This is a genomic window from Mesorhizobium sp. ESP6-5 (assembly GCF_020164695.1).
Lineage (GTDB): Bacteria > Pseudomonadota > Alphaproteobacteria > Rhizobiales > Rhizobiaceae > Mesorhizobium > Mesorhizobium australicum.
In genome coordinates this window covers 14,687-38,535 of the sequence record NZ_JAIUGR010000025.1, presented here as the reverse complement: position 1 = coordinate 38,535, position 23,849 = coordinate 14,687, and the positions used below count along the sequence as shown (strand labels likewise).

The 23,849-nt window shown below is 63.1% G+C and carries 29 protein-coding genes, 2 pseudogenes and 1 riboswitch; of the genes and pseudogenes, 22 read left to right on the top strand and 9 right to left on the bottom strand.

What is annotated here, in order from left to right; all coding sequences use genetic code 11:
- Positions 1 to 123 precede the first annotated feature (123 nt).
- From LB524_RS28540 to LB524_RS28525, 4 genes are all read right to left on the bottom strand, one after another.
- Complete coding sequence (locus tag LB524_RS28540) at positions 124 to 369, bottom strand: DUF982 domain-containing protein (RefSeq protein ID WP_015317036.1); 246 nt, start codon at positions 367 to 369, stop codon at positions 124 to 126.
- Between the two features lie 23 nt (positions 370 to 392).
- A complete protein-coding gene (locus LB524_RS28535) occupies positions 393 to 629 on the bottom strand; it encodes a DUF982 domain-containing protein (RefSeq protein ID WP_015317037.1) in 237 nt (78 codons plus the stop codon).
- Positions 630 to 741: 112 nt separating this feature from the next.
- Entirely contained in the window at positions 742 to 1,185 is a 444-nt protein-coding gene (locus LB524_RS28530; protein ID WP_015317038.1) for a GFA family protein, read from the bottom strand.
- A gap of 247 nt (positions 1,186 to 1,432) precedes the next feature.
- The gene (locus LB524_RS28525) at positions 1,433 to 1,612 is read right to left on the bottom strand and encodes a DUF3606 domain-containing protein (protein WP_015317039.1); all 180 of its coding nucleotides are present in this window, start codon (positions 1,610 to 1,612) and stop codon (positions 1,433 to 1,435) included.
- A gap of 606 nt (positions 1,613 to 2,218) precedes the next feature.
- Between LB524_RS28525 and LB524_RS28520 the strand changes: the two genes are divergently transcribed.
- Positions 2,219 to 2,647: a DoxX family protein gene (locus LB524_RS28520; RefSeq protein ID WP_140620672.1), complete on the top strand. Its 429-nt coding sequence runs from the start codon at positions 2,219 to 2,221 to the stop codon at positions 2,645 to 2,647.
- 48 nt (positions 2,648 to 2,695) lie between these two features.
- On the opposite strand, the gene LB524_RS28515 is transcribed toward LB524_RS28520, so the two are convergent.
- Both LB524_RS28515 and LB524_RS28510 read right to left on the bottom strand, forming a co-directional pair.
- Complete coding sequence (locus LB524_RS28515) at positions 2,696 to 3,001, bottom strand: hypothetical protein (RefSeq protein WP_015317041.1); 306 nt, start codon at positions 2,999 to 3,001, stop codon at positions 2,696 to 2,698.
- A gap of 98 nt (positions 3,002 to 3,099) precedes the next feature.
- On the bottom strand, positions 3,100 to 3,354 hold the full coding sequence (locus LB524_RS28510; protein ID WP_224531690.1) for a hypothetical protein: 255 nt from the start codon (positions 3,352 to 3,354) through the stop codon (positions 3,100 to 3,102).
- Here LB524_RS28510 and LB524_RS28505 point away from each other — a divergent pair.
- The 3 genes from LB524_RS28505 to LB524_RS28495 all read left to right on the top strand — a co-directional run bounded on the left by LB524_RS28505 (position 3,353) and on the right by LB524_RS28495 (position 4,371).
- Positions 3,353 to 3,520, top strand: coding sequence for a hypothetical protein (locus LB524_RS28505; protein WP_181174002.1), 168 nt, complete (start codon positions 3,353 to 3,355; stop codon positions 3,518 to 3,520). The two genes, LB524_RS28510 and LB524_RS28505, sit on opposite strands and share 2 nt — an antisense overlap.
- A gap of 154 nt (positions 3,521 to 3,674) precedes the next feature.
- Positions 3,675 to 4,052, top strand: a complete 378-nt coding sequence (locus LB524_RS28500; RefSeq protein ID WP_140725417.1) for a hypothetical protein — start codon at positions 3,675 to 3,677, stop codon at positions 4,050 to 4,052.
- Entirely contained in the window at positions 4,042 to 4,371 is a 330-nt protein-coding gene (locus LB524_RS28495; protein ID WP_140725420.1) for a hypothetical protein, read from the top strand. Before LB524_RS28500 ends, LB524_RS28495 begins: the two co-directional genes overlap by 11 nt.
- 158 nt (positions 4,372 to 4,529) lie before the next feature.
- Here the strand turns inward: LB524_RS28495 and LB524_RS28490 are convergent, their stop codons facing one another.
- The gene (locus LB524_RS28490) at positions 4,530 to 5,237 is read right to left on the bottom strand and encodes a hypothetical protein (RefSeq protein ID WP_015317045.1); all 708 of its coding nucleotides are present in this window, start codon (positions 5,235 to 5,237) and stop codon (positions 4,530 to 4,532) included.
- A 198-nt stretch (positions 5,238 to 5,435) separates the two neighbouring features.
- Here LB524_RS28490 and LB524_RS28485 point away from each other — a divergent pair, with 198 nt between their 5' ends.
- From LB524_RS28485 to LB524_RS28470, 3 genes are all read left to right on the top strand, one after another.
- The gene (locus LB524_RS28485) at positions 5,436 to 6,983 is read left to right on the top strand and encodes a glycosyltransferase family 39 protein (protein WP_224531688.1); all 1,548 of its coding nucleotides are present in this window, start codon (positions 5,436 to 5,438) and stop codon (positions 6,981 to 6,983) included.
- Between the two features lie 171 nt (positions 6,984 to 7,154).
- Entirely contained in the window at positions 7,155 to 7,673 is a 519-nt protein-coding gene (msrA, locus tag LB524_RS28480) for a peptide-methionine (S)-S-oxide reductase MsrA (RefSeq protein WP_140620653.1), read from the top strand.
- Between the two features lie 338 nt (positions 7,674 to 8,011).
- Positions 8,012 to 9,064, top strand: a complete 1,053-nt coding sequence (locus tag LB524_RS28470) for a formyltransferase family protein (protein ID WP_140876257.1) — start codon at positions 8,012 to 8,014, stop codon at positions 9,062 to 9,064.
- A 58-nt stretch (positions 9,065 to 9,122) separates the two neighbouring features.
- Here LB524_RS28470 and LB524_RS28465 read toward each other — a convergent pair whose 3' ends face one another.
- Positions 9,123 to 9,431, bottom strand: coding sequence for a hypothetical protein (locus tag LB524_RS28465; protein WP_140718388.1), 309 nt, complete (start codon positions 9,429 to 9,431; stop codon positions 9,123 to 9,125).
- Between the two features lie 275 nt (positions 9,432 to 9,706).
- Positions 9,707 to 9,820, top strand: a riboswitch (TPP riboswitch).
- On the opposite strand from LB524_RS28465, the gene LB524_RS28460 reads away from it, so the two are divergent.
- From LB524_RS28460 to LB524_RS28415, 11 genes and pseudogenes are all read left to right on the top strand, one after another.
- Complete coding sequence (locus tag LB524_RS28460; RefSeq protein ID WP_015317050.1) at positions 9,811 to 10,419, top strand: YkoF family thiamine/hydroxymethylpyrimidine-binding protein; 609 nt, start codon at positions 9,811 to 9,813, stop codon at positions 10,417 to 10,419. (Overlaps the previous riboswitch by 10 nt.)
- Positions 10,382 to 11,245, top strand: coding sequence for an ABC transporter permease (locus LB524_RS28455; RefSeq protein ID WP_224531686.1), 864 nt, complete (start codon positions 10,382 to 10,384; stop codon positions 11,243 to 11,245). Before LB524_RS28460 ends, LB524_RS28455 begins: the two co-directional genes overlap by 38 nt.
- Complete coding sequence (locus LB524_RS28450) at positions 11,242 to 12,009, top strand: ABC transporter ATP-binding protein (RefSeq protein ID WP_224531684.1); 768 nt, start codon at positions 11,242 to 11,244, stop codon at positions 12,007 to 12,009. Before LB524_RS28455 ends, LB524_RS28450 begins: the two co-directional genes overlap by 4 nt.
- Positions 12,002 to 13,018: an ABC transporter substrate-binding protein gene (locus LB524_RS28445; protein WP_224531682.1), complete on the top strand. Its 1,017-nt coding sequence runs from the start codon at positions 12,002 to 12,004 to the stop codon at positions 13,016 to 13,018. Before LB524_RS28450 ends, LB524_RS28445 begins: the two co-directional genes overlap by 8 nt.
- A gap of 204 nt (positions 13,019 to 13,222) precedes the next feature.
- Positions 13,223 to 13,909: a methyltransferase family protein gene (locus tag LB524_RS28440; protein WP_224531680.1), complete on the top strand. Its 687-nt coding sequence runs from the start codon at positions 13,223 to 13,225 to the stop codon at positions 13,907 to 13,909.
- Between the two features lie 405 nt (positions 13,910 to 14,314).
- Positions 14,315 to 14,959: a hypothetical protein gene (locus LB524_RS28435; protein WP_224531678.1), complete on the top strand. Its 645-nt coding sequence runs from the start codon at positions 14,315 to 14,317 to the stop codon at positions 14,957 to 14,959.
- A 230-nt stretch (positions 14,960 to 15,189) separates the two neighbouring features.
- Complete coding sequence (locus LB524_RS28430) at positions 15,190 to 15,354, top strand: DUF3309 family protein (RefSeq protein ID WP_023769518.1); 165 nt, start codon at positions 15,190 to 15,192, stop codon at positions 15,352 to 15,354.
- A gap of 231 nt (positions 15,355 to 15,585) precedes the next feature.
- Positions 15,586 to 15,760, top strand: a pseudogene (locus tag LB524_RS29055) (ABC transporter permease); the annotation flags it as partial.
- Between the two features lie 57 nt (positions 15,761 to 15,817).
- Positions 15,818 to 15,934 (top strand): annotated as a pseudogene (locus LB524_RS29050) (spermidine/putrescine ABC transporter ATP-binding protein); the annotation flags it as partial.
- A 77-nt stretch (positions 15,935 to 16,011) separates the two neighbouring features.
- Positions 16,012 to 17,262, top strand: a complete 1,251-nt coding sequence (locus LB524_RS28420) for an aconitase X (RefSeq protein WP_224531673.1) — start codon at positions 16,012 to 16,014, stop codon at positions 17,260 to 17,262.
- Positions 17,259 to 17,705 carry an aconitase X swivel domain-containing protein gene (locus LB524_RS28415; protein ID WP_224531670.1) on the top strand — a complete coding sequence of 149 codons (447 nt, stop codon included), beginning with the start codon at positions 17,259 to 17,261 and terminating at the stop codon, positions 17,703 to 17,705. Before LB524_RS28420 ends, LB524_RS28415 begins: the two co-directional genes overlap by 4 nt.
- 156 nt (positions 17,706 to 17,861) lie before the next feature.
- On the opposite strand, the gene LB524_RS28410 is transcribed toward LB524_RS28415, so the two are convergent.
- On the bottom strand, positions 17,862 to 18,890 hold the full coding sequence (locus LB524_RS28410) for a LacI family DNA-binding transcriptional regulator (RefSeq protein ID WP_140876241.1): 1,029 nt from the start codon (positions 18,888 to 18,890) through the stop codon (positions 17,862 to 17,864).
- Positions 18,891 to 19,245: 355 nt separating this feature from the next.
- Here LB524_RS28410 and LB524_RS28405 point away from each other — a divergent pair, with 355 nt between their 5' ends.
- The 4 genes from LB524_RS28405 to LB524_RS28390 all read left to right on the top strand — a co-directional run bounded on the left by LB524_RS28405 (position 19,246) and on the right by LB524_RS28390 (position 23,846).
- Complete coding sequence (locus LB524_RS28405) at positions 19,246 to 20,859, top strand: extracellular solute-binding protein (protein ID WP_224531668.1); 1,614 nt, start codon at positions 19,246 to 19,248, stop codon at positions 20,857 to 20,859.
- Between the two features lie 82 nt (positions 20,860 to 20,941).
- The gene (locus tag LB524_RS28400) at positions 20,942 to 21,802 is read left to right on the top strand and encodes a carbohydrate ABC transporter permease (protein WP_015317068.1); all 861 of its coding nucleotides are present in this window, start codon (positions 20,942 to 20,944) and stop codon (positions 21,800 to 21,802) included.
- Positions 21,799 to 22,758, top strand: a complete 960-nt coding sequence (locus LB524_RS28395; RefSeq protein WP_140824137.1) for a carbohydrate ABC transporter permease — start codon at positions 21,799 to 21,801, stop codon at positions 22,756 to 22,758. Before LB524_RS28400 ends, LB524_RS28395 begins: the two co-directional genes overlap by 4 nt.
- Entirely contained in the window at positions 22,755 to 23,846 is a 1,092-nt protein-coding gene (locus tag LB524_RS28390) for an ABC transporter ATP-binding protein (protein WP_140824138.1), read from the top strand. The genes LB524_RS28395 and LB524_RS28390 overlap by 4 nt, the downstream gene beginning before the upstream one ends.
- The last annotated feature ends 3 nt before the right edge of the window (positions 23,847 to 23,849 follow it).

Here is a 23,849-nt window from a genome sequence, read left to right as displayed (position 1 = left end):
TTCAGGGGCGGGTCGCTTCAACATGACCCAGTGAATCAAAAACCCCCGGCAAAAGCCAGGGGTTTGTCAGCAGTCTGGAAGCAGGCGAGATCGCCTGCTTTTTCGTTCGTACGGTGCCGTGGCTTACCTGACCAGAAGGCCGGCGTGATCGCAGAGCGCGGTGAAGGCTTCCTGCGCCTGTGCCGCGCCCTCATTGTTGGCCAGCGCCGACTCGATCTTTTCGCGCGCGGTCTGGTAGAAGGGGCCGCGCCTGGCCTGTGGCCAGTCGATCAGGATTTCACTGGCGTCCTGAAGCGTGGCCACCTCGCGGATCGTGTCCGAGCCATGGGGCTTGACCCGCAGCGGTGTCGACAGCATCAAACCGGCCATTGGTTTCTCCTGCTACTGGGTCCTCATTGCAGGATGCGCGCCTCGCGCGCGGCGTCGATCATCGCCCGCATCGCCTTTTCCGCCGGCGTCCAGCCGTCCAGCGCATCGCGGCAGCTGCGCAGTGCCGCGCGGTATTGACGGCCTTGTCCGGCCGGCCAGTCGCCAAGGCATTCCAGCCCCTCCCAGGCGCTGCGCACCACGCGCTCCCGCTCGGGAGCGAATTTCAGGCGGATCGGTCGGGGAAACATCTTGTCGTTCAACGGTCGTCTCCATGAATCATGCACATCGGCCGACATGCACCGAGGAAGCGCCGGATAACGTCGGCGTCAGGGGAGGGTTCCGAGCCCGGACAATCAATTTTTAACCATGCTTTCAGTCGCGCGCGACGGCGTCCGACAAGGGCCTGGGCGCCGGCGGATCGACATCCTGTGCTTGCGGCCGATCATGTTCGAACTGCTCGGCGTCGGGCAAGGCATGCAGCCAGGTTTCGCGCCGGCCGGTCCACAATTCATACTGCGGTGCCAGATCCGTCGGTGCGACGTCGAGGCTGCCGAGCATCACCTCGGCCTCGTTGTCGTCGACCCAGGCGACGCGGCTGCCGCAGGTCGGGCAAAAGCTGCGTGTGCCGTAGCTGGCGACTTCGCCCGATGTCTCGAACGCATCGCGCGGCCAGATGGCAAAGGCCGAATAGACCGAACCACCCGCCTTGCGGCAATCCTTGCAATGGCAAAGGCCAACCCGCGACGGCTGGCCGTTGACGACGAAATGCACGCCACCGCACAGGCAACTGCCGGTCCTGCGTGTTGTGTCGGACATGGTTGCGCCCTCCGTTTCGCCAGCCTGGCTTTGCCTGCCATAGGGCTGCTCCAGCCATGGCCGGCTCCGTCAGTTTGGCATGCCGCGGGCCGGGCGGGACAGATGCTCGTCTGCCATTTCGTTGGCCAGGATGAGAAACCGGGAAAAAGACATCCTGTTCACCGTACCGCCGAGCCCGGTTGACGCGGCCCGCAGCATTCTTCAACGCCATGCCGGCGAATTGGTTGCCGCCTTGCGGCCGCTCCTTCTATCCGCGGGCGGCCATGTGGTTGTCGAGCTTCTTGCGCGAGGGTCCGTAGCGCTTGATGATGGTCTGGGCCTCGCTCTGCGGAATGCCGTATTTGCGCGCGAAGGCCGCGACCTCGTAAGTTTCCTCGCTCGAGACCAGCTTGCGGTCTTGTTTGGTCTTGGATTTGTCGTCAGGCATGTCGGGCCTCACTTTCTGTAAGCCGCATGGTCGCGCGGACGCCTATATGTCGCGGTCACACATAACACGGATCGGCGATGCTGGTTCCATCGCGGAGCAACGCCAGTTCAGCCTAGGCCGATGAAGAGGTCGGGCCGGTGCTGTCGGTGTCGCTGCATTGGGCGCAGCGCGCGCTGGCGCCGGGACAGCCGCGGCGATGCGTGCCGGCGGGGCAGCAAAGGCCGCTGGAACTCGTCCAGCGCGGGCATTGGAAAACCTGTCCAGTGCCGCCGCAGCCTTCGCACTCCAGAACCGGTGTCCGGACCAGATAGGACTTCGTCCCCAGCCTGACGCTTGCGCCCAAAACCCACCCACCCATATCGTGCACCAGACATAGCTGTGCATTAGCCCCGGCTAACAATATCACGATCAGGGTTACGGACAAGTTTCAGGATCATTAAGAATTTCTAAAGCTGTGCCTGCCGGTAAGCGGTCTTGCTTCTTCCTTCGAGCGGTGCGCTGCCATAGCATCGGGCGTCAAACCGGAACCGGTGAAAATTTTTGCCCGGCATGTCGGATCGGCACATGGCGGTGCGTCCTTGGGGCTGATGAAGCTGGAGAACAACCATGTCGCCCCAAATCGCACAATCGCCGTGGCAGACCGCGGCCCTTCTCGTCGCCCGCCTGATCTTCGCCGCCGTCTTCCTGATGGCGGTGACCTTCAAGTTCCTGGGCATGGAGGCCACGGCGGGCTATATCGCGGCCGCGGGCTTTCCGTTCCCGCTCTTCCTGGCATGGTGCGCGGCAATCCTGGAGGTGGCCCTGGTGCTGTGTTTCCTCAGCGGCGCCTTCTTCACCCAAGCCGCCCTGGTCGCCGCCGCCTATGTGCTGTTCCTTGCCTTTGCCTTCCACGGACCCAGCCACTGGGCCGGCAACCAGGCCGAGTTCGGTTTCTTCGTCGACCATTTTTCGTTCCTGGCCGGACTGCTGTTCGCGGCGGTCCACGGACCTGGAAGAATTCTGGCGCTGAACCTGGGATGGCCGGGCAGGGCGTAATGAGCATGCCGGGGGCAGGGCACGAGGAGTCCGCCAGGGGCAGGGATCTCACATCTGATCGTTGTAGGGCTCCTTCATCTGGCCGACCATGCGGGCCAGCTTCGAGAAAGACGGCATGTCGGCCTCCGGCTGGCACTGGTTGGCGAGTTCCAGCAGCCGGATCGGAAAATTGACGGCGTCGCGGTTCGACGCCGACATGCCGTCCGATCGCTCCTCGCCGGTTTCCGACGCCTCGGCCTTGCGGAGCGCGATGTCGATCTCCTCCGACGTCAGCACCCCCTTTTTTACCAGGACGTGGTTGATCGAGGCGACGGCCATCAGCAGGCCTTCGAGTTGCAGGTTGGCGACGTTCATGGATTTCTCCCTCCGTTGATCGCAGTGGAACGCATCAGCGGCGTTTCCGATCCGGCCGGCGTGCGGGAACCAGCGCGCCGATCGTGAGCGGTCAGGCGCTACTCCTGCGTCAGGCGCTCGCCATACTCGCGCCAAAGCGCCCTGACTTCCAGGCTGCCGAGGCGTGGGATCGAAGGGTCGCCGCAATCTATGGCGACGGTGCCGATGTCGTAATTGGGGTAAGCGTTGGCGACGAAGCGGATCGCTTCGCCAAGCGAGTGCACCCGGATGACCGGATCGGCCTGACCCTGGCCGGTGCTGCGCACACCGGAAACCGTGGCCGGAGCGTGCCGCATCCTGAAGACGGATGCCATGGCTGGTCTGTCCATCGTCCTCTCCCACAAGGCCGTGCGACGGGAATCATTCCATGAGCTGGCGCTGATGATTTCACAGGTGCCGGTTCATGAACAGCCGGATAAACGTCAGCCGCCGGGATCATGCCTCCCGGAGAAATATGAATTTTTTCCTATTTGGCATTGACCGGTGAGGGCAGCGATGCTATAAATCTATCCATGGTGCTGATTTGCGCCACCGACCCGCCGCCGAGGCGGGTTTTCTGTTTCTGGCCCTGGTTGGGCTGCCTGCCGATGCGGTGGCGCCGTAGAGCGCTGCTTCCGCGAGATGCGAGAATCCCATGCCCCGCTATGCCAGCATCATCACCGGCGATGACGGCCGCGAGATCGTCAGCGCCATCGGCGAATTCGAGGGCGCCGGCCCTGTGGCGCGCCTCGGCCGCGTCGAGGAGGTTCCCGCCGGCGTGCTGATTGGCATGGTGCGCGATGCGGCCGGTGGCTTCTGCTTTCCGCAGGCCGGTATCGGCGCACAGCTCGTAGGTCTCGCAATGGCGCGGCTCAAGGCTGCAAGGCCTGTGGCGAGGCCCGCACAGGCCGCGAAGCCGAAGCGCGGAAAGGCCAGGAAGAAATCCGCCCGCTTGAAAAAGCGGGCCAGGCAGGCGCCGCCGAAGGCCGCCGCCGGTGATGTCAATGTCGGGGCGCGGACCCATGACCGGTGAAACCGGGCCGGCGCGCCGCAAGGCCAGGGCGGCAAGGCGCAAGCCCGCTGCCAGTCCGGTATCCGCCAAGACGCCCCGGCCGAAGCGGACCAAGAAAACATTGGGCGATGATTTCCTCGCCGCCGTGCGGGCCGATTTTCAGGCGCATGGCGCCGGTGTCCTCGCCGAGGTGCGGACCGACAAGCCGGACCAGTATCTGAAGATCGTGCTGTCCGTGCTGCCCAAGGATTTCGGTGTCGCCGTCAACCAATTGGACGTCCTCTCGGATATTCTGTTCGAGGTGATCGTGCGGAAGTTCGGGCCAGCCCCGGAGGACTGACCGCCGGCCTTGCTTTGGGACCGGCACCTGAGGCCTCGATCGAACCAAAAGCCCGCCTTGGCTCACGCCGGGGCGGGCTTTCTTGCGTTTTCGGGCCGCTCATCGTTTCACGGATACGAGGCCCGGCTCCTCTTCGGCGCAAGGTCGGAAAACCGTACTCAGGCCAGGATGTTGACGGCGCGGGCCGCGACCAGCGCGATCGTGAGCAGCGAGATCATCGCCTCCGCCATCATCAAAAGCTTGGCGCGCTGGGAAAGGGGCAAGGTGTCGGTTGGTGAAAACGCCGTCGCATTGGTGAAGGCGAGGAAGAAATAATCAACGAAGCCAGGCAGCCAGTCGCGGACCTCGCGATCGTCCAGGGTCATTTGCGGAAACAGAAAATCGGCATGGGCGCGTTTGACCAGTCCGCAGGTCGGCGGCCCGCCGCGGTCGGTGCTCCAGAACCACAAGGCGAAAACGATGATGTTGGTGAGCCAGATATTGAGCGCGTCGACCAGCAGTGTCTGGCCGCTGCTGCCGGCATGTCCCGCCAGCAAAGCGCGCACCAGCAGCACCAGCGAGCCGCAGTTCATGACACTGACGACGCCGGTCATTACCAGGGCCGTTCTGCGGATCATGACGCGAAAACGGCCGACGAGATACCAGTGCTCTTCCTCGACCGCTTTCTGGGTGGCGACCTGCGTCCAGGCGGTGGCCACGGACAGGGGCACCAGCAGGGCGGCCTCCAGCGCCGGCGCCAGCCAGCGAGGGCCGAACGAAAGATCGTTGATGACCAGAAGCTGCAGGCAGATGATGACGAGGACAGCCGCGCGTGCCAGCCAGAAGTCGAGCGCGCGGTGATGGATGACGGCATGCTGGTGACGCATCGAATGTCCGGGATGCTGAAGTGGGATCAGGTGTGCGGGCTGTTTTGCCCGGGGAGGGCAATAGAATGCCGAGATTCCCGCTCAATCTTGGTATTGCAATGGCACCCAAGTATACTTTTTTGTAAGCTTTGACCTTGGGGCTATTCGGCAAACCGGGCGATGTGATTTAAGCGCGGCATGGCGGGAATTGACGACTCCATGGATCGTTGGGTGCCGGCAGCACTGCCTGCCGTGGGCCTGGACTCGTCATTGGTCTGGTCCGCGCTGCTTCGGCACCCTTGGGGTTTGCTGGCACTTTTGTGCCTGGTGCAGATCCTGTGCTGGACCCTGGTGCCAACACTCATCGATCCCGCACCGCCCGGCGACGTCGTGGAAGGCTTCATGTGGGGCCGCGAATGGGTGCTTTTGACCTACAAGCATCCGCAACTCCCCGGCTGGCTGCTCGAGACCAGTCATCTCCTGACCGGATCGTTCCGCTGGCCGCAATATCTGCTGGCCCAGCTGACGATCTCGGCCACTTTCGTCCTGGTCTGCCTGCTGGCTCGCGACACGCTCGGCCGCGACAAAGCGCTGGCCGCCGTGCTTTTGATGCCGTCGGTCTATTTCTTCGGCTGGCCGACGCCGCAATTCAATCACGACTATGCGCAGATGCCGTTCTGGGCGGCGATCTGCTGGTTGCTGTGGCGCGCCAGCCGCGGCGGCGGGCCGGGCTGGTGGCTGGCGCTCGGATTGGTGTCGGGCGTCGGGCTCTACGCCAAGTTCTCCACCGGCTTGCTGCTTGCCTTCGGCGGCCTCTGGCTGCTGTGCGACCCACGTGCGCGCAGCCGGCTGGCGACACCCTGGCCATGGCTTGGCCTGGCTGTGTTTCTCGCCGTCGCCGCGCCGCTTGCCATCGCACTCTACCGCATCGATTTCCTGCCGTTGACCTATTTCGCCGGCCGCGATGCATGGGTGAGCGAGCATCGGGCGCGGCTCTATTATATCGGCGTCCAGATGGCCGGCCTTTCCGGCTTTCTCCTGGTGTTGGCGCTATCAGGGCTATTGCGGCGCTCACCAGCCCCGCAAGTGCCGGTCGAGCGCGACACGCTCGTCTATCTCTGCTGGATGGGGCTTGGGCCGGCGGCGCTGATCATGGTGGTCTCGTTGTTCACCGGCACCGGGGAAGCCTGGGGCGCGCCGATGTACAATCTTGTCGGCGTCGTCGCGCTCGCCTTTCTCGGTCACCGGCTCGGTGCCGTCGAGATGAGAAGGTTGGCGATCTGCGCCTTCATCTGCATCGTCGCCATGTCGGGCGCCTATGGGGCGATCCGATGGACGGACTGCAATGTGCGTGGACGCATGGACGCCGTCTGCTGGCCGGCGCGGCCGATCTCGGACGAGGCCGAGGCAATCTGGCACGCGGCGGCGCCGGGCCGGCTCGACATCGTCGGTGGCGACACCAATCTTGCCATGCTGGCTGGCCTCAACGCCTATGACAAGCCGTCTATCTTCACTGATCTCGATATGCGGTTTGCACCCTGGATCACGAGGCAGCGGTTGCGCGACCACGGCATGCTGATGGTCTGGTCGGGTCGTTACGTGCCGTCAAGGCTGCTGGCATGGGTGGACAATATCCCGGTCAAGACCGTTCTTTTCAACTGGTCGCGCGAGGCACCGCCGGTGGTGATCAGCTTTGCCGTCATTCCGCCCGGCACGCGATATCTGCCGGCTGCCGCCAGTAGCCGGACCCGGCATCCGCGCAGCTAGGGTGAGCGGCGACGTGCGATCCCATTCCCTATAATACAAGCGGACGGCCGCTCGTCTGACTGGACGAACCAGGCAATAATGCCCATTTATGCACTATCCAAGTTTGTGCCGCGCAATTCCCGACGGAGAGCCGCTACACTTCCCCGGAATTGCCTTTTGAGGAGACGTGACATGGCGACTTCGAGCGAACGTGCAGTGCTTGCCGGCGGCTGCTTCTGGGGCATGCAGGATTTGATCCGGCGCTTCCCGGGTGTCCTTGCCACGCGTGTCGGCTACAGTGGCGGCGACGTGCCGAACGCCACCTATCGCAATCATGGCACGCATGCCGAAGCCATCGAGATCACCTTCGACCCGGCGAAAATCAGCTTTCGCCAGCTTCTGGAATTCTTCTTCCAGATACATGATCCGACGACGCGCAATCGCCAGGGAAACGATGTCGGCATGAGCTATCGCTCCGCAATCTACTACACCGATGAGGAGCAGAAGCGTGTGGCGGAGGACACCATCGCCGATGTCGACGCCTCCGGCCTGTGGCCCGGCAAGGTCGTCACCGAACTTGCGCCGGCCGGAGCGTTCTGGGAGGCCGAACCCGAGCACCAGGACTATCTCGAGAAATATCCCAACGGCTACACCTGCCATTTCGTCAGACCAGGCTGGAAGCTGCCGGTTCGTGAAAAGGCGGTTTCATAAGGTTCACCAGCCGTTTTGGCAGCAGGTGGGGTATAAACGCCCGTCGATTGCCAAGGATCATACGCATAGGGGCTGTTAGCCGCCGTGGCGGTTGACAGTTCGTTGCGTTGCTGGCCAACTGTGTGGGTTGATCGATCATCGGGGATGAGCATGAAGAAGATCTACGAAAAGCCGGTGTTGGTGAAGCGGGAAAGACTCTCAAGTGTTGCGGCGGGACCGCTTTCTTCCAAGGCAGCCTGACCGGCCAGGCCGGCTTTCGGGCCTGGCTGGCCGAGTTGTAACGGTGATCGAATTGCTGGCGCGGGCAGGCTACGTCTCGCCCCGCTGGGCTTGAGAAGATGATTTCTTCCGAACCCGCGGCCCGCGCCGGGGAACTCAATGCAATTTTCATCCTGGATGTTTCTGCTTATACCGGGCCGCTGCTTTCCGGATGGATCGAGGCGGGAAACCGTGTTGGTGCGATCATCGTGCCTGGTTTTCAACGCCCATCCAGAGGCTTCAGCATTGGCAATTTTCGGCGCAGGCTGAGGCGCCGGCTTTTGCTCAGGCGCCATCTCGGCAACACGCCGGTAAAGCTGATCGAATTCCGCCGGCCTTACGACTGGAACGAGCTTGCCCGGCAATTGCCTGACATCGCCGCGGATGTGCTGATCTGCTTCGCTTTCCCGACCTTGATCCCGCAGCAGCTGCTTGACCTCTTTCCCAAGGGCGGGCTTAATTTTCATCCGGCGCTGCTGCCCAACTACCGGGGGCCGCATCCTCTCCATCGTCTCGTCGCGGATGGCCAGCATGCGGTCCATGGCGGCGTGACACTGCATAAGATGTCGGCCAATTTCGACGACGGCGACATCCTCGGACAAGTGCTGTTCACCGAAGCAGACTGGGCATCGCGGCGGGATATGGTGGACGGCGTGGCGAGCGCGATGCGCCGGTTGGTGCGTGAGGTGGCGCCAGGCTATTGCAAGAATCTGGTGTCGGGGATGCGGCAGCCAGCCGGTGATTTCGTCTGGGCTCGACTTGAGCGGGACCACATGGCGATTTCGTCCGACATGTCGATCGGGCACGTTGCCCGGATGTGGCACGTATTGGGCGCTAAACCCGGTATCTATCTGGATGTCGCCGGCCGCAAGGTCAGGCTGGCCTTCCAGGTCAGGCGACTGGGGCCGCCAACCGGAAAGGGTCCCGTAAGGCGGTGGGGGATGGTGGAGTTCGATCTTGCCAATGGCCGGGTTCGGCACCTCACCTACGGGCGCCTGCTCAAACGGCTGATGAAAATATACGCCTCATTCCCACGCCCCCGGGCCGGCAAACCGTACGCTGAATTAAGGGTCTTTGGCCGGGTGGGCAGTGAAGCGGCACCAGAGCCGCAAGCGGGTAGTCGCGGACACTGAATCCCAATAATGGGAACCGCGGAAACTGCGTCCGCGGTTCTCATATCGCGATGGCAAACTACTTTCCGCAGTTGTTGTCGTTCACGGTCGGCGCGGTGGCGTTGCCATTGGCGTCCGTCTGTGCACCCTGCGGGTTGGTCGGGCAATTCTTGTCCGCATTGGAATTCATGTCGCCCGGCGTGGTGGTCGTGCTGTTGGTCGCGCCCGGATCGATCGTACTGGGTGAAGCCGGGGTGCTTGGGTCCACAGTGACGGACTTGCCGCTACCGCCGGGCCCATCCGCGCCCGCTGCGCTATTGCTTTGTGCCATGGCGGATGTTGCAACGGCAATGGTGAAGGCCGAAGCCGCGAGGATTTTCATGAACATGATTTGTCTCCATTTTCTGTGAACTCGTCGCCGGGAACGGTGCACGGTTTCGCGGAAATCATGAACCGCTCAATCTCTTGTTTTGACACAATCCCGAACGGAAAATTGGTCCTGGAATCGCGTCCAGCGACTGGTGGGACAACCCCTCGGAATGGCGAAGGTTCCAGACAAATTTCCGCGCCGGCGATGTCCAATTGCCCTGGAGCTCGGGCAATGCTTTAGCGCGGCTTGCCAAAAAAACAGCTTTCCCAACCGTCCGAATGATGCTTTATCGCGCCTATCCACAGGGGTGCTCCGTACGGTCGGGGCTGAGACGGGGGCGGCAAGCCCACAGACCCTAGAAGCTGATCTGGGTAATACCAGCGGAGCGAGGCGGGCGATGTTTTCAGGCGCACAGGTTTCCCTATATCCAATGGCCGACGATTTCGTCGGCATCATTCTGGGCGCGCTCGGCGCGCTCGATCCGTACCGCGACAAGCTCAGGATCGAGACCGACGACATTTCGACCTTGCTGGTCGGGCCCCCCGAGGTGTTATTCCCTGCGCTGCGCGACCTTTTCGTGGCCGCGTCTGGCAGCGGCAGGCATTGCGTGCTGTCAGCCACCATTTCGCGTGGCTGCCCAGGCGAGCCGGATGACCCGATCTGCCGCTCCGACACGTTCGGCGGACCTGCCGGGCCACTCGGCCCGCGCAAGCAAGCCGCCATCACCGCAGTGCGCGGCGCGCCGGCCACTGGCCAGCCGGCGGCGGCGCAGTTCTCGCTCTATGTGATGGGCACTGACGACCACATGGACGAAATCTATGGCTGCATAGATTTCCTGAAGCAGTCCGGCGTCTACGATCGCTCCAAGAATTTCTGCACCAAGCTGCGCGGCGATGCCGGCGCGATCTTCTCGGCCCTCGATGAAGCCTTCTGCCGCTTCGGGCCCGGCGCCGGCCATGTAACCCTCGATGTCACGGTCTCGGCCAACAGTCCCACCGCCGTCTGAACCGCTCGTGGTCTCATCGTCATTCAACCCGCGTAACGTCGCGGGCTTCTTCGCAAAAACAGCGCCGGCCGTGATATCGATCGGTTTGGTGCTCGTGGCCTGGGAACTGTACGCAAACATTTCCGGCATCAAGCCGACGGTTCTGCCGGCGCCCTCGCGCGTCTTCGAACAGGCGATGCTCAATCGGGAAGCCTTGGTCGACAACGCCATTCCCACGGTCCGCGCCACGCTGATCGGTTTTGCCTGTTCGCTCAGTGCCGCCTTCGCGCTGTCGATGCTGGTCGACTTCTTCCAGCCTTTGCGGCGAGCGCTGTTTCCCATCTTCATAGTCAGCCAGACTTTGCCGCTGGTCGCCATCGCGCCATTGGTGGTGCTGTGGTTCGGCTTCGGGCTGACGCCCAAGATCGTGCTGGTGGCGCTGGTCACCTTCTTCCCGATGCTGGTCGCGCTGGTACAGGGCTACGAGGCTACCGAGGTGGAGATCGGTCAGATGCTGCGTGCCATGGGAGCAGGGCGTTGGCGTGTCTTCATGCTGGCACGATTGCCTTCGGCGCTGCCTTATTTCTTCGCTGGCCTCAGGATATCCATCACCTATGCCGTCGTCGGCGCCATTTTCGCCGAATATGCGGGCGCGGCCAAAGGGCTGGGCATCTACATGCTCAACGCCAAGAACAATTTCCGTCCCGACCTGGTGCTCGCCGCCGTCTGCGTCAGCGCAGCGCTCACCCTTGTCCTGTTCGGGCTGACGATGCTGCTGCAGCGTCTTGCCATGCCCTGGGAACGAGCCGCTGGCAGGCAAGGCCCTGGAAAAGGTCCAGAAGCATGAGCCGGCTCGAATTGCGGCATGTTCGCAAGGCGTTTGGCGGGCTCGATGTGCTCGCCGACATTTCGCTTCGTGTCGATGCCGGCGAATTCGTCTCGATCCTTGGACCTTCGGGAGCCGGCAAGTCGACGCTGTTCCAGCTTCTGACCGGCGCCGAGCATGGCGAGGGTGAGATGTTCTTCAACGGCGTGCCGCTCGACGATCACGGCAGGCATTTCGCCTTCATGCCGCAGCGCGACGCGCTGATGCCGTGGCGGCGCATCCTCGACAACACCACGCTCGGACTCGAGGTGCAAGGCGTCAGCCGCAAGGCGGCACGGACGCGTGTGGCTCCGCTGTTTGCCGAGTTCGGGCTTGCCGGCTTCGAGCGGCACTTTCCAGCGCAGCTCTCGGGCGGCATGCGCCAGCGCACGGCGCTTTTACGTACCGTGGTGCAGGAACGCGATATGTTGCTGCTCGACGAGCCGTTCGGCGCGCTCGACGCACTGACCCGCGCGGCCATGCAGCGCTGGCTCGAACAGATGTGGCGGCACCACCACTGGACGGCGTTGCTGATCACCCATGACGTGCGCGAAGCCGTGTTCCTGTCCGACCGCATCTATGTGCTGTCCGCGCGGCCTGCCCGGGTCGTGCGCGAGATCAAGGTGCCGCTGCCGCGCCCGCGCGATCCCGCCAGCGCGGCCACGCGGCAGGCCGAGGCACTCGAGGCCGAGATTCTCGACATTTTGCTCAACCCCCAGCCATCCAAAGGACATGGCCATGATTGACTTGACGCGCAGGCAAGCCCTGCTGCTCACCCTTGCCGGCAGCGTACCGCTGATCACCGGATCGAGCCGTTCCTTCGCGGCAACGCGGACGGTCACGGTCGCCCTCGACTGGACGGTCAACACCAACCACATCGGCCTGTTCGTCGCCCGCGATAAGGGATTTTATGGGGAAGCCGGCATCGAGGTCGACATCCTGCCCTACAGCGATACCGGTGCCGGCACGCTTGTCGCCAACCATGTCGCCGATTTCGGGATCAACGGCACCATCAGCCTGTTCACCCAGAAGACCGCGGGGGCCGATCTGAAGGGCGTCTATGCCGTCGTGCAGTCCGAGACAGGCCGGCTGGTGTTCAATGCCGCGCGCAGCGAAATCAAAAGCCCGAAAGATCTGGATGGCCTGACCTATGGCGGTTTCGGCAGCGCCTGGGAGACCGCGCTGATCTCGACCATCATCCGTCACGACGGCGGCAAGGGCGATTTCGAGACGGTGACGCTGGGCACTTCCGCCTACGAGGCGCTGGCCAACGGTTCGGTCGACTTCACGCTGGAAGTGTCGACCTGGGAGGGCGTCGAAGCCGAACTCAGGGACGTCAAGCAGCGCAGTTTCGTCTATGCCGACCATGGCGTCCCCGATGAGCACACGACGCTTATCTCTTCGAGCGAAGCGTATCTCCAGGCGAACCCCGAATTGTCGTCATCCTTCGTCCAGGCAACGCGGCGCGGTTACCAATTCGCCGTCGATCATCCAGGGGAGGCCGCCACGCTGCTGATAGCCGCCAACAAGGATGCCCTGACGAATCCGGCCTTGGTCCACGCCTCGCTGAAGGCACTGCTCGAGGGCAATTATCTACGCGGGCAAAATGGTGCCATCGGGACGTTGGACCCTGCCAAGATGGAAGCGATCGGCAACTACCTCTTCGCCGCCGGCATTCTGCGCGACGCCGACGGTAAGGTTCTGCCGCAGAGCCCGGATTTCGCCAGGTATTTCAGCAACGCATTTCTGGGGTAGCTGGCCAATCCCTTAAGGAGAGGATCAACTCGGGCGAAACCCATTCCTGGCGATCCTCGAAGCGGAGACAATCTGCACGGCCGTGCCTTGTGTCTCTTTCGGCGGCGCCGTCGCCGTTTCTGATGCCGATATGATCTTCTCGGTTAACCGCACAGCAATGGTTGCGTGCAAAGGTCCCTCCGAGGGATGATCGGGGTTCTTGCCTTGCTTGCACCAAAAAGCGAAACGCTTCCGCGCGTCAACCAGGGCGGGATGATATCCGAAGCGCGCAAGCGCGAGATCCTGGCCGACTTGCGCGAAGGCTTCTTTCGCATTTGTGCGCTCGCATGCGCCGCGCTGTTTGTGTACCGGGGCGTGTATCACTTCGTGCAGGATCCCACCCGGTTCAATATCGCGCTCGTGGCGGTCTCCGAGACGCTCACCTTTACCTGGCTGCTGCTATCGCGGCGGCCGGTGACGCGTGACTGGAGCCCGCTTGCGGTAGTCGCTTCGGTGACCGCCAGTTTTGGTGTCGCCTTGATCACCATGGAACCGGGCATCCCCATCATCCCCATCTATGTCGCCGCGCCGCTGCAGTTCCTGGCACTGTGGTTCGTCATCTGGGGAAAGCTGTCGCTGGGTCGTTCCTTTGCCATCCTGCCCGCCAATCGCGGCGTGATGACCGGCGGCGCCTACCGCCTGGTGCGGCATCCGATCTATGCCGGTTACCTTACCGGCCATGTCCTTTACCTGCTGTCGGCCTTTTCCTTCTACAATCTCGCCGTCTATGCGGTTATCACCTATCTGCAGGTGTACCGCATTCTGCGCGAGGAGGCCTTGCTTGCCGCGGAACCGGAGTACCGCTCTTATATGGAGCGCGTGCGCTATAGGCTGTTTTACCGGATATTCTGAAGGCCAGACTGTCACGCGAGAGTGGCCGGTCCTGTTTGATCCAGAGTTGGCCAACAGGGCTCCTTAGCGGCTAGTGGTCCGGAACTGCTCCGCAGGTGAGGTGCTGTATCCTGGCTGTTCGGTAGCAAGCAGCCTGGCACCAAATCATCGGCTCTCCAACAGCTGGCTCTAAATCGTTTTTTCTCGTAAACTTCTCAAAATATAGACATTGCAAACGTCTGCCATTAGATATTTTCTACAAGTATATTATATTTTTATTATCATTACCGCTTTCTTGTTTCGACAGTTAATACCATGCCGCTCACATGTATAGCGTGAATTGAAACTCAAAACTCTCTTCGACGTAGTTGCCATCGCAATCGGCTGCATGCCGACTGCCTAGCGCAACGACAACAGGAGAGTGTTATGGCCTTTACCATCAAGACAGTCGCCAGTGTGTTGGCGGGTAGTGCAATAGTCTTGGTTCTGTCCGTGCCAGCAAACGCAGCAGGTCTTGGCGTCGGTGTCGGCGCCTCGGTTGGCGGTAGCGGCGGTGTCAATGCCGGTGTCGGCGCCTCGGTCGGCGGCGGTGGCGGCATCAATGCCGGCGTCGGTGCCTCGGTCGGCGGCAGCGGTGGCGTCAATGCCGGAGCCGGCGCCAATGTCGGCGGCTCGAGGGGCGTCAGCGCCGGGCCCGGCGCGTCGGTCGGCGGCAGCAATGGCGTCAATGCAGGAGCCGGCGCCAATATCGGTGGTTCGGGCGGCATCAACGCCGGGCTCGGTGCCAATGTTGGCGGAACGGGTGGCATCAATGCGGGGCTTGGCGCCAGTGTTGGCGGCGCCGGTGGCATTGGTGTCGGCGCGGGCATCGGCAACGGCACCAATCCCAGCAATCCGTCCAACCCGAACAACCCATCCAATCCCAATCACCCCAACGTTCCGGGTGTCGTGGCCCAGATGTCAAGCTCGCAGGTGACGCGCATGAAGAAGCGCTGCGTCGATGTCCTCAGCAGCGAAGGGACCTATGACCGCGACTTGCGGCAGCTCTGCCTGCTGATCGCACGCCGCTGAGGCTGAGGGAGGTTGCGGAACCAGCCGTAGGCCTGACCGCACTCTCCTGGCCTCCGGCCGGTTGGAAAGCCCGCCGTCCAGGCGGGCTTTCTGCGTTGCGGGCTGTGTGTTCCGTAGCCGCAATAGTCCAGCGGAACGCCAGCCCCTCTAAAACGTTCATACCTTGCGACATCCGAAATGGCGCGATGTTGAACCAGCGCGAAAGCGCGCATTCAGGAGCAGGGAAGGCCATGGGTCTCGGAACGATACTTATCATTATTCTAATCCTCGCGCTGCTCGGCGGCTTCAGCGGTCTGGGCGGTGGCCCGTTCTACGGAACCGGTTACTATGGCGGTGGCGGTCTCGGACTTGTGTTGATCATCGTCATCATCCTTGTCGTCCTGGGACGCATCTAGCCGGCTCCTCTTGTGTCGCCGGCGTCGCGGTCCCGTGAGCGAACCCGCGCCGGCGTGCACTGGAATGTGATGGAAGCAGGCCGGCTTGTGATCATGCGCCCCGCAGGACGGCTGTATGGTGATTGCGGTCCACACCCCCCGTGGAAACAAGAGGAGAGGGTCCCACCCCTTCATCCTCCTCCAAGGCCCGCCCCGGTTCCCGGAGCGGGCTTTCGTTCTTCTGCAAAGCGATTGCCTTCGGTCTTTCTGCCGCTCTCGGCCACGGTCTTTTTTCTCCGTCATGACCGACCTGCCGCTGACGGGAAAGCCGTGGGCGTTCACGCTGGGCAATTACGCCGCCTTCTTCTCGCAGAATCTCTATCTGACGCTGCTGCCGGCTTCACTCCGCCTCGGCCTCGAGGTGACGGGCTATCGACGACTCGCTGATCGAAGCCGGGCGCTCGCTCGGCCTCGCGGCTGCGCCGGCCAGACGTTGAAAGTCATCGTCCAAAATACTGGCGTCGACAGGCTGGTGGAAGGTCAGGATGTGGTGCTGCGCTGGTCGCCGGAGAGCACAGTGCTGATTGCGGCGGCGGGCTGATCGTCGTTTCGGCTCTTGCCAGACCGCTGACAATGAGGAACGCATAGCCGGGCCCAAGTTAAGCCCGGAGCACCTTGATGACGCTTGACCTGACGGCCCGCGACCAATCCATGCTCGATGGCGAGCAAGGCCCAGCCGCGGCCGCCGCCATGAAAATCCTCGTCGCCTTCTCCAACGCGGTTGGGGCCGGCAGCCTGCTCGACATCTCAGTCGCCCATATCGATGGCTGTCTCTATCACGGCAAGGCAGGGCTCGATTTCGTCGAGCGGCTGGTCGAGGGAAGCGGACGTGTCCGGGTGCCGACGACGCTCAATGTCGGGTCGTTCGACCTTATTCATCCCGGCATGGTCAAGATGCCGGCGGCTGAAGAAATGCCGGCGCGGCGGTTGATGACGGCGCATCTGGAACTTGGCTGCCAGGCCACATTCACCTGTGCCCCCTACCAGACGCGGTTCCGGCCTGAATTCGGCCAGCAGATCGCCTGGGGCGAGTCCAATGCCATCGTTTTCGCCAATTCGGTGATCGGCGCTCGCACCAACCGCTATGGCGATTTCATCGACCTGTGCTGTGCCATGACGGGTCGCGCACCGGGCTGGGGCCTGCATCTCAGCGAGAACCGGCGCGGCCGCATCCTGTTCGAGCTGGATGTTGCCGACGGGGAGCCGAGCGACAGCCTGTTCGTCGGCGTCGGGCTGATCATCGGGCAAGCGAGCGGCGATCGCGTTCCGGTCATATCGGGCCTGCCGCGGCCACGCGACGAGGACCAGCTGAAGGCGCTTGGCGCGGCGGCGGCGACGACGGGCGCGGTGGCGCTGTTCCACGCGGTCGGCATCACGCCGGAAGCGGGAACACTCGACGAGGCGTTCCATGGACAAGCGCCGGAGGCAACGATCCGCATCACGCGCGCCGATATCGGTCAAGCGCTGGCCAGGCTGTCGCGCGTACCCGACGGGACGCCGCTGGCGGCCGTGTCGCTGGGCACCCCGCATTTCTCGCATGAGGAATGGATGCGCCTGCTGCCGTTGCTGCGTGCGGTGGCGCCGGGCAGGGGCATCCCGATCTATGTCAACACCGGCCGCGCGACGCTGACACGATTGCAGGAGGAGGGGGCATTGGCTGGCATGGAGGCGTTCGGCCTGGTCCCGGTCGCTGACACCTGCACCTATGTCACCTCGATTCTCGAGCGTCTCGACGGCGTCGTGATGACCAATTCCGGCAAATGGGCGCATTATGCGCCGGGCAATATCGGCGTGACCGTCGCCTTCGCCGAGATGCAGGACTGCATCCGCTCCGCCGCCGCAGGGCACGTCGTGCGGGGCGCCTCATGACGCGGTCGATTGAAGTGAAGGTCGTTGAAAGAGCCGGCACATTCCAACTGGCCGGTGCCGCCGAGGGCGCGGCGCTGGTGTTCTCGCAACCGCTCAGCTTCTGGGGCGGCATAGACGCCGAGACCGGCGACATAACGGATCATTCGCACCCAGGCCTTGGCCAGAATGTCTCCGGCAAGATACTGGTCATGCCGAGCGGGCGAGGGTCCTCGTCTTCTTCCTCTGTCTTGGCCGAGGCAATCCGCAGGGGCACGGCGCCGGCCGGCATTCTTCTGGAACGGCCGGACCCGATCCTTGCCGTTGGCGCCATCGTCGCCGAGTTCCTCTACGCGATCAGCATGCCGCTGGTGGTTTGCGACATTGGGGGCATTGTTTCCGGCGAGCGGATCGCGATCGATGTGGGCGGTGATGGCGGGGCGATTGTCCGCAAGGTCAGGAAATGAGCACGCGCTGATAGGGTGAGCGCTGCATCCGGCTGCCGCCTGCCTCTAGGACGCGCCAACCTACCGGCCGATCAGGCCTGTCATTACTCCAAATGATCTAACCGACACCGCCTAAATCCTTGTTTTGTGCGTGCCGAGCCAAGTGCTGCGCGCGCCTCAAATCTCCGGGATGTTCTCCTTGAAGATCACCTGCAGCCTCGGCTGGTGCAATTCATAGGGGAGGCCCCGGACGGCGTGGGTCAGGATGTTGAGCGCCTCACGGGCTTCGACGCGCGGGTTCTGGTCGATGACGGCGTCGAGCGTGCCGTCGAGCAGCAGTTCCTTGGTGCCGTCCGTCGCCTCGTGGCCGAGGAAAACCATGGATTGCGCACGGCCGCGTTCCTTCAGCGCGCGCGCGATGCCGGTGTTGCCGGCGCCGACATTGTAGATCGCGGCAAGGTCGGGGTGGCGTTCCAGAAGGGCTGACGCCTCCGAATAGGCCTTTTCGCGGTCGTCGAGCATTTCGCGCATCTCGACGATCTCGAGATTGGGCGATTCCTCGGTCAATATGTGCCGGAAGCCCATCTCGCGTTCCTCGTGGCCGCGATAGGACAGCGAGCCTGCAAACAGCGCCACCTTGCCGGGGCTGCCTGAGCCCATGAAACGGTTGAGCAGATAGCCGGCCAGCCGCCCGGCGGCGCGGTTGTCGATGCCGATATAGGCAACCCTTGGCACATGCAGGATGTCGGAGGCGATGGTCACCACCTTGACGTCGTTGGCCGATAGCGAGCGGATCGCCTCGCGCACCGTCGGATGGTCGAGCGCGATGACACCGACGCCTTGCGTCTGGCCGCGCAAATCCTGCAGCAGGCGGGCGAGCCGGTCGGGATTGAAGCCCTCTATGGTGGCGATATGGACGTCGAGATCGGGGCGCGCCAGGGCTTGTGCCTCGATGTGGCGGTGCAGCATCTTGATGAAGGAATTGGTGCCGGCCGGCAGCGCGAAGTCGAGCCGGATGACCTCGCCGGGCACCGGCCTGGGCGGCGCCCCGTTCGGGCCTTCGGCGATGTAGCCGAGCCGCTGTGCCATTTCGAGCACGATCTCGCGTGTGCGCGCCCGCACGCCGGGGCGATTGTTGAGCACGCGGTCGACGGTGGCGGCGGAGACGCCGGCTTCCCGGGCTATGTCGGTCAGGGTGGAACGCACCGTCTCATCTCCTCAATGCATCAGGGATGACGCAGTGCCGGCTGGCGGCTGATTGCGCCCAACGCCCCGCGATCCGCGATTCTGATGGGAAATGATGTATCCGGCCTTGGCCGATGCGCAAGCCGCCAAGCTAAATCAACTCGTCCGGCACGATCGTGTCGGAAAGGGAGATCACATTTCCCATCAAATCGACGCATTCGGAGGGGTCTATGAACCTTGGTATGACGCATTTCCTCACTCTATGCGATGTTGTGATGTGTTTTGATTATTAATGATGTTGACAGCCTTCCGATCCTGCCGTCAATATCCCTCATGGGCTCGTGGAGGAAACATTGGGCCTGAGGGAGGAATTCCAATGTCTGATTTGATCCGCATCTCGCGGCGCCGGTTGCTGGCGTCCGGAGGAAAGGCGGCGGTGTTCGTGGCCGCCGCAGGTATCGCTCCGCAATTCATTCGTCCCGGCCGCGCCTTCGCGGCCGATGCGCTCGCACCTGGCATGATCGGCGGTCCGACGGGCTTCGATGGCGCCGAACGCTATCAATACGGTCCCGACACACCGGAGGGCCGCGCCATTGAGGCCGCCAAGGCTTTGAAGGGCGCCGGCAAGGCGCCGGCCAAGATCGTGCTTGGCCTGTCGGACGGCTCGATCGGCCAGCTCACCCAGCCTTTTCCGGCCGGGGCGCCGTCGATCAAGGAGCTGTGGGAAAAGGAAACCGGGATCCCGATCGAGATCGTCGGTCTGCCGAACGGCCAGGAATTCACCAAAACCATGCAGGACATCTCCACCAAGGGTGGGGCCTACGACATCTATTCGACCGAGTGGAATCGCCTTGGCGATCTCGCCGAGACCGGCGGCATCGCCAAGCTCGACGACTTCGTCGCCCAGTACAAACCCGAATGGGACGATCCCAAGACCGGCTATGTCGACGGCGCCAAGGGTGTATCGCTGCTCAACAAATATCGCGGCTCCAACTATGGCGTGTCGCTGGACGGCGACTTCCAGACCTGGGTCTATCGGACCGATCTGTTTGGTGACGAAGCCGAGAAGAAGGCCTTCAAGGACAAATACGGCTACGATCTGGCGCCGCCGAAAACCTGGAAGCAGCACGGCGATATCGCCGCCTTCTTCCAGCGTCCGGACAAGGGCCTGTTCGGCTCCACCGACCTGCGCAACCAGGGCTGGGGCTATACCAACTGGTACCAGCGCTATGTGTCGATGGCCTCGCCCAACCAGTTCCTGTTCGGCGACGACGGCAAGCCGCTGATCAATTCCGAGCATGGCATCGCCGCCACCAACGAATATGTCGAATCGTTGGTCCATCATTCGCCGGACGCGATCTCGTGGGGCTGGCCGGAGCAGTACGGCAATTTCGCCAAGGGCGGCGCGGCGATGACCTGTGCGTTCTCCAACCTGCCGAAATTCCTCGACAATGCCGGCAACAAGGATTCCAAGGTCACCGGCAAGATCGGCACGATGCTGCCGCCCGGCCGCGAGATCGACGGCAAACTCATCAGCCGCTCCGTGTTGTGGTTCTCGCTGACCGGCATGGTCTCGTCGCAGTCGAAAAACCAGGAGGTCGCCTATCTCCTGCTGCAATGGCTGGGCTCGGCCCGCATCTATGCCTGGATGAGCGCCAACCCCGGCGGCTATCTCGATCCGTTCCGGCTTTCGGACTTTTCCGATCCGCTGGTGCGCCAGACCTACCACGCCTACCACATGGACGTGGTGCGCGAGACGGTCGCCCGTACGGTGCCGACCATCAACTATCCCGGCGCCACCGCCTTCCACAACGCGCTGGACGAAAACCTGATGGCCTCGCTGACCAAGGCCAAGACATTGGAGCAGGCGATGGCCGACACGGAAGCCGAGTGGAAGAAGATCGCCCGGCGCATTGGCGAGGACAAATTGCTCGAAGCCATCAGGACCAACAAGGAGGCATGGCCGACCGTTCTCGATCCGATCAGCTGATCCATCTCCCTGGATCAAAGCCGGAGGGGAGGAGCATCCGCTCTTCCCCTCCGCAACCGACGCCACCAGCAAAAGCAGCCAGATGAAGCGTTCCGTCCCCTTCGAGATATTCCGCTACGCCGCGATCCTCGCGGCGATGGCTGTTACGCTGGTGCCGATCCTGTGGATGGTGTCGATGGCCTTCAAGCCGATCGCCGAATGGTCGGCGACGGGTGCGGACCTGACGTGGTGGCCGAAGAACCCGACGCTCAGCAATTTCCAGTTCGTGTTCGGCGAGTCCACCAACAATCTGATCGTCGCGCTCGACCGCACCGCGCTGAAGCCGATCCTGTCGTCGCTTCTGTCGGCGGTGTTCGGCACCGCGATCGCCATGTCGGCCGGCACGGCCGCCGCCTATGGCCTGTCGCGCTTCGGCTCCGGCCAGAACCTGCCGCTGGCGCTGATCCAGCTCAGGCTGTTTCCGCCGATGGCCGTCATGATCCCTGTGATGATCATGTGGGCCTTCCTCAACTTCACCGACAGCTGGTGGGGGCTGGCGCTGATCTACGGCATCGTCACGCTGCCGTTTGCCTTCTGGCTGATGAAGACCTTCTTCGACGACATGCCGCGCGAGATCGAGGAAGCCGCCTTGGTCGAGGGCTGCTCGCGGCTGCGCGTCTTCACCCGCATCACGCTGCCGATGATGCGCGCGCCGTTGGCGAGTGCTGCCCTCTTCGTCTTCATCCTCAACTGGTCGGACTATCTGATCGCGCTGCTGCTCACGACGCGCGAATGGGTGACGATCCCCGTCTACATGGCCTCGCTGTCGTCGTCGATGACCGGCCAGCTCTATGGCGCCAAGGCCGCACTCGGGCTGATCGCGGCGGTGCCGCCGGTCATCATGGGCATCGCCATCCAGCGCCATCTGGTGCGCGGGCTGACTTTCGGAGCGCTCAAGCAATGAGCGCGGTGGTTGCGACGATTTCGGAGGGTGAGATGGACGCGGCCCGCGCAAGGCCGGCGCTGCGCGACGAAGGCATGCGGCTTGGCTTTCGCCTGACCTTGCCGGCGCAGATCCTGGTGCTGTTCATCTCGGCCTTTCCACTCTTGATGCAGCTCTACATCAGCGTCACCGACTGGTCGCCACTCTCGGGCCTCGGCTGGTGGAACGCCTGGGAGATGTGGAACAGCTTCGCCAACTATACCGACCTTGCCGCCGACGCGCGCTTCTGGAGTGCGCTGAAGCGCACGGTCATCGTGATGGTCGTCTGCGTGCCGGCCGAGTTCCTGTTAGGCTTGGCGCTGGCGACGCTGTTCGCCGACGATTTTCCGGGCAAGCGCATCTTCTATTCGGTCCTCCTGATGCCGATGATGGTGGTGCCGGCGGTGGCCGGCTACATGTTCTTCATGCTGTTCCAGTCCGGCGGCCCGGTGAACGACATCCTGTCGGCAATCACGGGCACGCAAGTCACCATTGCCTGGCTGTCGGACCCGACGCTGGCGCTGATCGCGGTGATGATCGCCGACATCTGGCAGTGGACGCCGCTGATGTTCCTGATCCTGCTCGCCGGCCTGGTCGGAGTGCCGGAGGACCAGATCAAGGCGGCAACGCTGCTCGGCGCCAATCCCTGGCAACGCTTTACCACCATCGTGCTGCCGAAGATGAAGACGATCATCATCATCGCGCTGGCGATAAGGGTGATCGAGAACTTCAAGATCTTCGACACGCTGTACATCATGACCGGCGGCGGCCCCGGCGTCGCCACCGAAACGATCTCCGTCTACATCTACAAGGTCACCACGCAGGATCTGATCTGGGGCTATGTGGCGGCGATCGCGCTCGCCATTCTGGTCGTGCTCTCCATCGTCGCCGTGTTCGCCATGAAGCGCATGGCCCGGGCAAGGCAGGTGGCGGCATGAGTACGATCCAGCTCAAGCACCTCACCAAGACATTCGGCGACTTCACGGCGCTGAAGACCATGGACCTCGATATCGCCGATGGCGAGTTCATGGCTCTGCTGGGGCCTTCAGGCTGCGGCAAGTCGACGACGATGAACATGATTGCCGGAATGGAAGAGCCGACCAGCGGCAAGATCCTGTTTGGCGAGCGCGACATGGCCGGCGTGCCGATGGGCCGGCGCGGCGTTGGCTTCGTGTTCCAGAACTACGCGATCTTCACCCATATGACGGTGCGCCAGAACCTTGCCTACGGGCCAAGGATGCGTGGCGCCGCCACGGTCGAGATCGATCGTCGCGTCGGCACGATTGCCGAGCTGCTGCAACTGACGCCGCTGCTCGACCGCAAGGCCGACCGGCTGTCGGTCAACATACTGCAGCGCGTGGCGATCGGCCGCTCGGCAATCATGGAGCCGGCGATCTTCCTGCTCGACGAGCCGCTGTCCAATGTCGACGCCGCCTTCCGCGCGGTGATGCGCACCGAGCTGAAACAGCTGCAGCGCCAGTTCAAGCAGACCATGGTCTACGTCACGCACGACCAGCTGGAAGCCATGACCATGGCCGACCGTATCGCGGTCATGGACCACGGCGTGCTGCAGCAGGTCGGCACGCCGCTCGAGGTCTACAACAATCCGGCCAATGTCTTCGTCGCCCGCTTCATCGGCGCGCCGGGCATGAACCTGCTCAAGGGCCGACCTGCGGAGAGCGACCGGGGTCTGGTCGTCGATTTCGGGGCGCTTGGGGTCTCGCCGCCATTGCCGGATGAGCTGGCGGCCAGCGTGCGCGGTGCTCGCGGGGAGGTGCTCTACGGCTTTCGGCCGGAACAGGTGGCCCTGGCGGAGAATGGACGCGGGCTTGCCATGCCTGTCACTTTCGTCGAGCGCATCGGCGCGCGCACCATCGTTCACCTCGGCCAGGGCGACGGCGCCGTGAAAGCGGTCTTCGACAATGATGTCGGGCTGTCGATAGGGCAAACCGCGGTCGTCGCACCCGCGGCGTCGTCAGTGCGGGTCTTCGACGCCGTTAGCGGCCTTGCGATGAGAGCGGGTTGAGCC